6 protein-coding genes and 1 pseudogene are annotated in these 8,339 nt (G+C 65.3%); 1 reads left to right on the top strand and 6 read right to left on the bottom strand.

The genetic code is table 11. The features are described 5' to 3' along the window. Positions 1-250 precede the first annotated feature (250 nt). Positions 251-1,132 (top strand): LysR family transcriptional regulator, encoded by an 882-nt coding sequence (locus NKJ81_RS15655; protein WP_352540944.1) that lies wholly within the window; start codon positions 251-253, stop codon positions 1,130-1,132. Between the two features lie 37 nt (positions 1,133-1,169). Here the strand turns inward: NKJ81_RS15655 and NKJ81_RS15650 are convergent. From NKJ81_RS15650 to NKJ81_RS15625, 6 genes and pseudogenes are all read right to left on the bottom strand, one after another. Further along, positions 1,170-2,447: pseudogene (locus tag NKJ81_RS15650) on the bottom strand (D-amino acid dehydrogenase); the annotation flags it as partial. Positions 2,448-2,564: 117 nt separating this feature from the next. Further along, positions 2,565-3,716 (bottom strand): alanine racemase, encoded by a 1,152-nt coding sequence (gene alr, locus NKJ81_RS15645; RefSeq protein WP_352540943.1) that lies wholly within the window; start codon positions 3,714-3,716, stop codon positions 2,565-2,567. A 29-nt stretch (positions 3,717-3,745) separates the two neighbouring features. Further along, complete coding sequence (locus NKJ81_RS15640) at positions 3,746-4,267, bottom strand: RNA pyrophosphohydrolase (protein ID WP_352540942.1); 522 nt, start codon at positions 4,265-4,267, stop codon at positions 3,746-3,748. Position 4,268: 1 nt separating this feature from the next. After that, positions 4,269-5,465, bottom strand: coding sequence for a divergent polysaccharide deacetylase family protein (locus tag NKJ81_RS15635; RefSeq protein WP_352540941.1), 1,197 nt, complete (start codon positions 5,463-5,465; stop codon positions 4,269-4,271). Between the two features lie 202 nt (positions 5,466-5,667). Then, positions 5,668-6,993: a S41 family peptidase gene (locus NKJ81_RS15630; RefSeq protein WP_023678065.1), complete on the bottom strand. Its 1,326-nt coding sequence runs from the start codon at positions 6,991-6,993 to the stop codon at positions 5,668-5,670. Further along, entirely contained in the window at positions 6,994-8,337 is a 1,344-nt protein-coding gene (locus NKJ81_RS15625) for a murein hydrolase activator EnvC family protein (protein WP_352540940.1), read from the bottom strand. Between the last annotated feature and the right edge of the window lie 2 nt (positions 8,338-8,339).

Below are 8,339 nucleotides of genomic sequence, written 5' to 3'. Positions count from 1 at the left end.
ACCATCGACCTCAACCTCGTCGAGAGATAGCATGGAGCACTGTTCGCGATGTCCTCGCACACCTGTTCGCGATGTCTCCGGTCCAAACAGGGGGGAGATTGGCTGTCACGCCCGCCTTCGGAAATCTTCACCGCGGCAAGAAAGACGCCTGCGGCGAAACTGCCAATCTCCCCCCTTGAGGGGGAGATGTCCGGCAGGACAGAGGGGGGCGCGAAGGAACGCGGTTTTGATCGTTATCGCCAGGACCCTCATGAACTGGGATGATGCCCGTATCTTCCTTGCCGTAGCGCGGGCCGGCCAGATCCTCGGTGCCGCCCGGCGGCTGGAGCTTAATCACGCGACCGTCTCGCGCCGCATTGCCGCCCTCGAGGCCGCGCTCAGGACAAAACTGTTTCGCCGGCTTACCACCGGCAGTGAGCTGACGCCGGCGGGCGAGCGTTTCCTCGAGATTGCCGAACGCATGGAGGGCGACATGATCGCCGCGCGCTCGACCGTTTCAGGCGAAGGCGACGACATCTCGGGCACCGTGCGCATCGGCGCGCCGGACGGCTTTGGCGTCGCCTTCCTGGCCAGGCGCCTCGGCGCGCTGACCGCTCTGAACCGTGAGCTCACCATCCAGCTGGTGCCGGTGCCACGCTCCTTCTCTTTGTCCCGGCGCGAGGCCGACATTGCCATCACCGTCGAACGGCCGACGGAAGGCCGCCTGGTGGCGGGAAAGCTGGTCGACTACACGCTCGGCCTGTTCGCGTCGCGTGCCTACGCCGACACCCATGGCCTGCCCGGAACCGCCGCCGAGCTAGGCCAGCATACGCTGATCGGCTACGTGCCGGACCTGATCGTCAGTCCCTCACTCGACTACGCGGCCGAATTCAGCCCCGACTGGCGGACCAGCTTCGCCATTTCCTCCGCGCTCGGCCAGGCCGAAGCGGTGCGTTCCGGCGCCGGCATCGGCATCCTGCACACCTTCGTTGCCCGCTCGATGCCGGAGCTGGTGCCTCTCGATATCGTCGCACCCATCCGCCGCGCCTACTGGCTGGTCTATCATGAATCGGTCAGGCCGCTGCGCCGCGTCCAGGTCGTCGCGAGCTTCATTACCAAGGCCGTCGAACGAGACAGGGGTTTGTTCGCGTGAGCCTGCCGGCCGCTGGCTGTCTTAGCTGGTGGGCGTCTTACTTGGCGTATCGTCCGGGCCCGAGATCGCCGACGTCGATGTCGGGCACCCGGCTGGAGATGATGTCGGCCAGAACTTTGGCCGAGCCGCAGGCCATGGTCCAGCCGAGTGTGCCATGGCCAGTGTTGAGATAGAGATTGGAGAAATCGGTGCGGCCGATCAGCGGCGGCCCGTCCGGTGTCATCGGCCGCAGCCCGCACCAGAAGGTCGCCGATCGCATGTCGCCGCTGCCCGGAAACAGGTCGCCGACCGAATGTTCGAGCGTGCGGCGCCGCGATTCATGCAGCCGCAGGTCGAAGCCGGAAATCTCCGCCGTGCCGCCGACCCGGATACGGTCGCCGAGCCGGGTGATCGCTACTTTGTAGCTCTCGTCCATCACGGTCGAGACCGGTGCAGCGGCGGCGTCCTTGATCGGCAGGGTGATCGAATAGCCCTTGACCGGGTAGACCGGGATGGGCCGCTTCAGCATGCGCATGAACCGTGCCGAATAGCTGCCCATCGCCATCACATAGGCATCGGCGACCATCCAGCCCTTGCTGGTGCTGATGTTGGTGATGCGATCGCGCTTCTTGACGACGCGCCGTATCTCCGTGTCGTATTCGAAGGTGACGCCGCGTGCCGCGCAAAGCTCGGCAAGCCTGTCGGTGAACATCTTGCAGTCGCCGGTTTCGTCGCCGGACAACCGCAGGCCACCGACGAATTTCTCGCGCACGCCGGCCAGCCCAGGCTCGGCCGCAATGCAGCCGTCGGGGTCGAGGACCTCGTAGGGGACGCCATAGGCCTTCAGCACCTCGACATCGCCGCCGACGCCGTCGAGCTGCTTTTGCGTTCGGAAGAGCTGCAGCGTGCCCTTGGCGCGCTCGTCATAGGCGATGCCGGTCGCCTCGCGCAGCGCCTTCAGCGTGTCGCGGCTGTATTCGGCCAGCGGCACCATGCGCGCCTTGTTCAGCGCGTAGCGTTCAGTCGTGCAATTGCGCAGCATCTTGACCAGCCATATCCACATATGCGGATCGAGGGCCGGTCGCACCACCAGTGGACCGTGCTTCATCAAAAGCCATTTGATGGCCTTCAGCGGAACGCCGGGCCCGGCCCAGGGCGAGGCATAGCCGGGCGAGATCTCGCCGGCATTGGCAAAGCTGGTTTCCAGCGCCGGGCCTTTCTGGCGATCGATCACCGTCACCTGATGACCGGCCTCGGCAAGAAAATAGGCGGTGGTGACCCCGATCACGCCGCCGCCCAGCACGAAGATCTTCATCGTTTGGTTCTCCGCGGCGGCATCTCGTCGGGATTCGAGACCGGGATCATCGCCGCCTCATGTCTGCCGGATTCTGTGGCGCCAGCCAAGTGCCGATGCTTAGGGAAAAGACATGCGTGAGGACAACAACCTTGCGTCCTAGCCATTCACATAGCGCCGGTGGAAACGGTGGCCGAGGCTGGTCAAGACCTCATAGCCGATGGTGCCGGCCTGGCCGGCTACCTGGTCCACCGTCTGCGACGACGGTCCGATCAGTTCGACGAGGTCGCCGGCCTTCAGCTTGCCGGGCGGCAGTGCGGAAATGTCGAGGATGATCGTATCCATCGAAACCCGGCCGACGAAGGGCAGCCGCACATTTTCGAGCCAGGCGGCGGAAGCGGCGCGACGATGCCAGCCATCGCCGTAGCCGAGCGAAATCGTCGCCGCGGCAAGCGGGGCCTTGGCGTGGAAAGTGTGACCGTAGCCGACACCGGCGCCGGCCCCCAATATCCGCGTCTGGATGACCTTGGCCTGCAATCGCACCACCGGCAGCATCGGGTTTTCCTTCGCCGGCGTCGGATTGATGCCATAGAGAGCGGCACCCGGACGAACGAGGTCGTAGTGATAGCGCTGTCCGAGAAAAATGCCTGATGAGTTGGCAAACGAAGCCGGCGCTTCCGGCAGCATCCGGCGCAGCCGTTCGAATTCCAGCCGCTGCCGCTCGTTGGCCGGCTGCTCGGGTTCGTCGGCGCAGGCGAGATGGCTCATCACGAACGTCAGTTCGACACCGTCGAAAGCCTGCGGATCCTGCGCGACTGCCTTCACCTCGGATGGCGTCATGCCGAGCCGCGACATGCCGCTGTCGACCTGGAGGGCGGCCGGCAATTTACGGCCCACCCGCCCGGCCATCTCGCGCCATGCCGCGAGTTGGCTGGCGCTGTTGAGTACGGTGCAAAGCCCTGCCACAACCGCTTCCGTTTCCGCACCCGGCGGAATGCCGTTCAGCACATAAATGGCCGGATCTGAGCCGAGCGCCTTGCGCAGCAAGATGCCGCCGGCCAAATGCGCAACAAAGAAAGTATTACAGCCCTCACCCATCAGCGCCGCCGCCACCGGCGCCGCGCCAATCCCATAGCCGTCGGCCTTGACCACTCCAGCACAGCCGACGCCCCCCAGCCGCGCCTTCAGCCGCCGGTAGTTCTCACGGACGGCGCCGAGATCGATGGTCAGGATCGCCCCTGCCGCGGCTTCGCTGATCGGTTCGCCCAGGGTGACGGTCGGCGGAAGAGATTTGCTGGAGACGTCGTTCATGCCGACCTGTTTTAACGGAAGGCCGGCGGCTACGCCACCAGGTGCCGGAACGCCGCCACCACGTCTTCGTAGACCTTGCGCTTGAACGGCACGATCAGGCCCGGCAATTCCAGCATCGGCCGCCACGCCCACCGGTCGAACTCGGCCTTGTGGCCACCCGGCGGCGGATTTATCGCGATCTCGCTTTCGTCGCCGTGGAAACGGAAGGCAAACCATTTCTGCGTCTGGCCGCGATATCGTCCCTTGAAGGCGACGCCGACCAGATGCGCCGGCAGGTCGTATTTGATCCAGTGCGGCGCCTCGGCCAGCAGCGACACCGAGCGCATGCCGGTCTCTTCGTAAAGTTCACGCGCCGCCGCGGGCAGCGGCTCCTCGCCATCATCGATGCCGCCCTGCGGCATCTGCCAGAGCTGCGTCGTTCCAGCGAATTCGCTGTCCGGCTCGGCAATGCGATGGCCGACCCAGACCAGGCCGGCATCATTGAGGACCATCACCCCTACGCAGGGCCGGTAGGGCAGCGCCTCGGGGTCAACGAGCTTGCTCTTTGCCATCTCAGCCTTTTTCCGGATCTATGGCCACCGCCGAAACCGGCACGATCTCGATGCCACGCTTCTTGGCCTCGGTCACCCAGGAAGACACGGTATCCACCGTCAGGTCGAAAGCCGAGCCGATGCCGACGGCAAAGCCTTTCGCCCGTGCCGTGGCTTCCAGCCCATCCAGTTTCTTCAATATGGCGCCGCGGTCCTGCACCGCATCGATCGCCGTATCGCCGCCGACGAACGGCACGCCGTCCTTCAGCGCCAGTTCGGGTGCCAGGCTGCGCGCCGACGAACCGTCGTCGACATAGGCCAGACCACGCTTGCCAAGCTCGGCCATCAACGGCCCCATCGCCGTCGCGTCGGCCGAAAAGCGGGCGCCCATATAGTTCATGACGCCGGTGTAGTTGGTCGTTCGCGACAGCGCCCAGCGTAAATTCTTCAAATTCTCGTCCGGCGTTGCAGCCACGGTCAGCGTGTTACGGCCGGGATTGACGTTCGGATAGTCGAACGGCTCAAGCGGTACCTGCATGATGACCTCATGGCCGCTCTGCCGCGCCACCTGCATCCAGCGGCCGATGCTGTTGCCTTGCGGCGCGAAGGCCAGCGTCACTTCCGCCGGCAGCTTGGCGATGGCTGCCTGCGTGCCGGTCTGCGACACGGCAAGCCCGCCGATGACGAGCGCCACGCGTGCACCGCGAGCCCCGGACCACGGCCGCGCATAGACATCGAACGGGCGCCTGCCGTCGGCGGCGCGGATCGGCAACGGACCGGTTTCGCTGGCCTCGACCAGCGCCTTGTCGGGAATATGCGCGATCCTGAGGTTCTGGCCGATCGTCGAAGGGTCGCGAATGACTATGGCCGCCTCGGGTGGAGCGGCGCCCCCCTCGGTCTGGACATGGATGATCTGCGGACCGCCCGTCTTCGGCCCGCTTATGTTGGCCCCGCTTGCGTTGCCTGGCGCAGCCATTTCGGGCGTCGCCTTGGCGGGCGCGGCGGCGGTATCCGCCGCCGGCGTCTTCGGCGTCGAAACGGCTACTTCTTGCAGCTTCCGGAACGGCTTGTCTCGCAAGGCGATGGCGCTGGAGACGCCGACCACGGACAGCACGACAAGCGTGGCCGCGACCGTACCGGCGCTGATCCCGCTGCCTGAGCGCGGCAGCCGGATCGCCTGTCCGAGAGGTCGTTCTATGTCCTTGCCGATATCAGCCAAGCCCGCACCCCCGGCGTGCATCCCCGAAGTAAACCTTCTCCGGAGGCGCAAAATCCAAAATGTCGGCGCGTCCCCTTGCATCACTGGACGCGCGGCATGCCGGCCGCGGCCCCCGAATCAAACTGCCGGAGCCTCGCGGCCCCGGCAGCATCGCATCGCTTCGCTCAGGCAGCCAGACCTGTTTGGCCCGGCTTGCCTGCCCTTACTGGTTCAACACGGCCTTTTGCGGATTCGGCGGGAACGCCGGATCCGTCTTCTGGCCGCGCAGCAGCTGCTCGGCATAGATGAGCTGCAAATCGTCCTTCGGTTCCGGCGGCACATAGGCTGCCGAACCCGAACCGGTGGTGCTTTCGTCGGCGCCCTTGATATGGCCCTTGAGGTCCGATTCGCCGCGCGTCAGGTCCCTGCCCTGAAGTTCCGCCGGCAGCGGCTGGTCGACCTTGATGTCGGGCGTGATGCCCTTGCCCTGGATCGACTTGCCGGACGGCGTGTAATAGAGCGCCGTCGTCAGCCGCAGCGCCCCGTTCTCGCCAAGCGGGATGATGGTCTGCACCGAACCCTTGCCGAAGGATTGCGTGCCGACCACCGTGGCGCGGCGCAGATCCTGCAGCGCGCCGGCGACGATTTCCGAGGCACTGGCCGAGCCGCCATTGACGAGCACGATCAGCGGCTTGCCGCCGATGTCGTCGCCGGCCCGCGCGTCGAAGCGGGTGACGTCCTTCGGGTCGCGGCCGCGCGTCGAGACGATCTCGCCACGGTCGAGGAAGGCATCCGACACGCTCACCGCCTGGTCGAGCAAACCGCCCGGATTGAGGCGCAGGTCGAGCACGTAGCCCTTGAGCTTGTCGTTCGGCACCTGCTTCTTGATGGTGTCGATGGCATTCTCGAGGTCGTCATAGGTTTTTTCGGTAAAGGAGGTGATCTTCATGTAGCCGATGTCGTTTTCGACCCGGAACTTGACCGCCTTGACCTTGATGATATCGCGCACGACGGTCAGTTCGATCGGCTTGTCGGCGCCCTGGCGCAAGATGGTGAGCTTGATCGGCGTATTGACCAGCCCGCGCATCTTCTCGACGGCGTCGTTGAGCGTCAGGCCGCGAACCTCCTCGCCGTCGATCTTGGCGATATAGTCGCCGGCGAGCACGCCTGCCTTGGCGGCCGGCGTATCGTCGATCGGCGTGATCACCTTGACCAGGTCGTTCTCCATGGTGACCTCGATGCCGAGGCCGCCGAATTCGCCCTTGGTCTGCACGCGCATGTCCTGCGCTTCTTCGGCATTCATGTAGGAGGAGTGTGGGTCGAGCGACGACAGCATGCCGTTGATGGCATTTTCAACCAGCGACTTGTCGTCGGGCGGCGTCACATAATTCGCCCGCACCCGTTCGAAGATATCGCCGAAGATCGCCAGTTGCTTATAGGTCTCGGAGCCCGCAGCTTTCGCTGTCGAGCCGGGCGCGCCATAGACCAGGCTCATCGCCGATGCACCCATCAGCGCACCGGCAAACAGAAGCGACAGTTTCCGCATCATTCACGTCCTTCCAGAAAAACGGTCCGCCCACCATGGGGCCGGATCGACGGGTTTTCCATCCTTGCGGAACTCGACATAGAGCTCCGGCGTGGCATTTCCATTCTTCGATGCCGAGGTGCTCGCCACCCGGGCCTCTCCCATCGCGCCGACCGGCTCACCTGCGAGCACCGACTGGCCAGACGCGACGCTGATTCTGCTCATCCCCGCCAGGACGACATGATAGCCGTCACCCGCATTCAGGATCAAGAGTTGACCGTAAGAGCGGAAAGGCCCCGCATAAAGCACATTTCCATCCGCCGGCGCTGTGACGATGGCTCCCGATTGTGTCGCAACCATGTCACCGAGCATCATCGCGCCGTTACCGTCGTCGGCCCCGAAGCGCCGCTTGATCCTGCCGGTGACCGGCAGCGCGATCTGCCCTTGAAGCGCGGAAAACGGCGCGGCAGCGGTGAGCCTGTTGCTCTCCGGCACCGGCAGCGAGGCCAATTCCGTCGGCGCCGCAGCCGATACCGGGCCCTTGTCGGCGTCGGCCGTCTTTTGCTCGGCTGCCTTGGCCGCATCCGCCGCCTTGCGGGCTCTGTCGGCCTCGAGCGAGGCGATCAGTTCTTTCAGGCTGCCGGCCTTGGCCGCCAGCGTCGCGGACCGCTGCTTTTCGACGGCCAGCGCGGTTTGCGTATCGGCGGCGAGCTTCTGCTTGGCTTCGAGCAGCATGCCGAGCCGCTTTTTTTCCGCCGCCTGCTCGCCGACAGCTGCCGTCAGCCGCGCCCGCTCGGCCTCGATCGAGGCCGTCACCCGCGACTGCTCCTTGAGGTCGGCCAGCAACATGTCGGTCCGCTGGCGCAGTTCCGGCACCACGGCACCGAGCAGGATGGCGCTGCGCACCGACGACAATGCGTCCTCCGGCTTGACCAGGATCGCCGGCGGCGGATTGAGCCCCATGCGCTGCAGCGCGCCGAGCACTTCGGCCAGAACGTCGCGTCTGGCGGCCAGTGAGGCGCGGATCTTCTGCCCCTGCGCCTTCAGCCCTTCCAGCTTGCCGCCAATGTCCTCGATGTCCTGGCCGAGCTTCTGCTCGGTCATCGCCGACTGGATCAGCGCCGCGGTGATCGAGGCGTGGTCCTTCTTGACAGCCGCTATGTCGGCGGCGAGCTTGGCCAGCCGCTCGGACGACAGCGTGATCTCTTTCGATACTTTTTCGTATTCGGCGCGGCTCTGGTCCGGGTCGGGCGCCAGGTCGAGCGTGTTCTCGGCCCGCGCGACGCCGAGCGAAAGCGCGATCGTCGCCACGGCGATGCCGTAGCGCACGCGCCAGGAGCCCGTTCGTGATTTCCAGTCTTCAGACATTG

It is taken from the genome of Mesorhizobium sp. M0018 (genome assembly GCF_040323955.1).
Lineage (GTDB): Bacteria > Pseudomonadota > Alphaproteobacteria > Rhizobiales > Rhizobiaceae > Mesorhizobium.
This window is presented reverse-complemented; position numbering and strand designations above follow the sequence as displayed.

Excerpts from the sequence above, each read along its gene's own strand:
- NKJ81_RS15625 (WP_352540940.1), bottom strand. The coding sequence starts at position 8,337 with ATGTCTGAAGACTGGAAATCACGAACGGGCTCCTGGCGCGTGCGCTAC.
- NKJ81_RS15630 (WP_023678065.1), bottom strand. The coding sequence starts at position 6,993 with ATGATGCGGAAACTGTCGCTTCTGTTTGCCGGTGCGCTGATGGGTGCA.
- NKJ81_RS15640 (WP_352540942.1), bottom strand. The coding sequence starts at position 4,267 with ATGGCAAAGAGCAAGCTCGTTGACCCCGAGGCGCTGCCCTACCGGCCC.
- alr (WP_352540943.1), bottom strand. The coding sequence starts at position 3,716 with ATGAACGACGTCTCCAGCAAATCTCTTCCGCCGACCGTCACCCTGGGC.
- NKJ81_RS15655 (WP_352540944.1), top strand. The coding sequence starts at position 251 with ATGAACTGGGATGATGCCCGTATCTTCCTTGCCGTAGCGCGGGCCGGC.